This window comes from Mesorhizobium sp. B1-1-5 (assembly GCF_006443065.1).
Classification (GTDB): Bacteria; Pseudomonadota; Alphaproteobacteria; order Rhizobiales; family Rhizobiaceae; genus Mesorhizobium.
Genome location: NZ_VFWS01000660.1, coordinates 1 through 1,041, shown reverse-complemented (window position 1 = coordinate 1,041; position 1,041 = coordinate 1). Strand labels below are relative to the sequence as shown.

Sequence of the window (1,041 nt, the reverse complement as noted above, 5' to 3'; positions counted from 1 at the left end):
GGATGGCTGGCGTTGAAGACGTCCTCGCTGGCAAGCTCGCCATGTCCGGGGCTGCCCACGCCGACGCCGGAAGTGATCACCAGCGGCCGGTCGGATCCGGCCAATGCCTGGCCGAGTGCCGCGATGACACGGCTATCCTTCTCGCAATTCTCGGCAAACCGCGAAAAATCATGGTCGAACGCCGTGTGGATCACCGCTTCCGCCTTTGCCGCGCCGTCGCGCAGGCCCTCGGGATCCTCGAGCGTTCCCCGATGCACTTCGGCGCCCGCCGCCGTCAGCGCTTCGGCCCCCGCTTCGGAGCGAGTGACGCCGACCACCTGATGGCCCGCCTTGATGAGCTCGGCAACGAGCGCCGAGCCGATGAAACCGGTCGCGCCGGTCAAAAAGATACGCATGCGAATTCTCCTGCACGATTGCCTGCGCAGTATCGCCGGTCTATTATTCCATTAAAGTAGTGATCTTGTCGTGGTATAATGGCTAACAGGATGCCCGCCAATTCCGCCGGTTCGCTCGCGGCGTTTCTGAGAGACCGGCGCACCCGGCTCGATCCGGCCTCGTTCGGATTTTCAGGGCGCCGGCGCACGCCGGGGCTGCGCCGGGAGGAAGTGGCCCAGCGCGCCAACATCAGCCCGACCTGGTACACATGGCTGGAGCAGGGTCGTGGCGGCGCGCCTTCGGCCGATGTGCTGAACCGCATCGCCAAGGGGCTGATGCTGACCGAGGCCGAGCGCGAGCACCTTTTCATGCTCGGGCTCGGACGCCCGCCCGAGGTCCGCTATATCGGCGCGGAAGGCAGCAGCCCCCGGCTGCAGCGCCTCCTCGACACGCTTGAATCGAGCCCCGCCTTGGTCAGGACCGCTACCTGGGATGTCGTTGCCTGGAACCGCGCCGCCCAGGTCGTGCTGACCGATTACAGCGCCCTGCCCGCAGACCAGCGCAACATTTTGCGCTTCATGTTCCGCAGCCCGGCCATCCGCGAAAAGCAGCACGACTGGGATAACCTCGCCCGTTTCGTGGTGGGCGCCTTCCGCGCCGACGCGG

2 protein-coding genes are annotated in these 1,041 nt (G+C 66.2%); one reads left to right on the top strand and one right to left on the bottom strand.

Annotation, left to right across the window (positions count from 1 at the left end):
* Positions 1-395 (bottom strand): NAD-dependent epimerase/dehydratase family protein (locus FJ980_RS34165; RefSeq protein ID WP_140547731.1); only part of this gene is annotated, 395 nt, incomplete at its 3' end.
* Positions 396-485: 90 nt separating this feature from the next.
* On the opposite strand from FJ980_RS34165, the gene FJ980_RS34160 reads away from it, so the two are divergent.
* The coding region (locus FJ980_RS34160) for a helix-turn-helix transcriptional regulator (RefSeq protein WP_246676702.1) at positions 486-1,041 on the top strand (556 nt) is incomplete at its 3' end.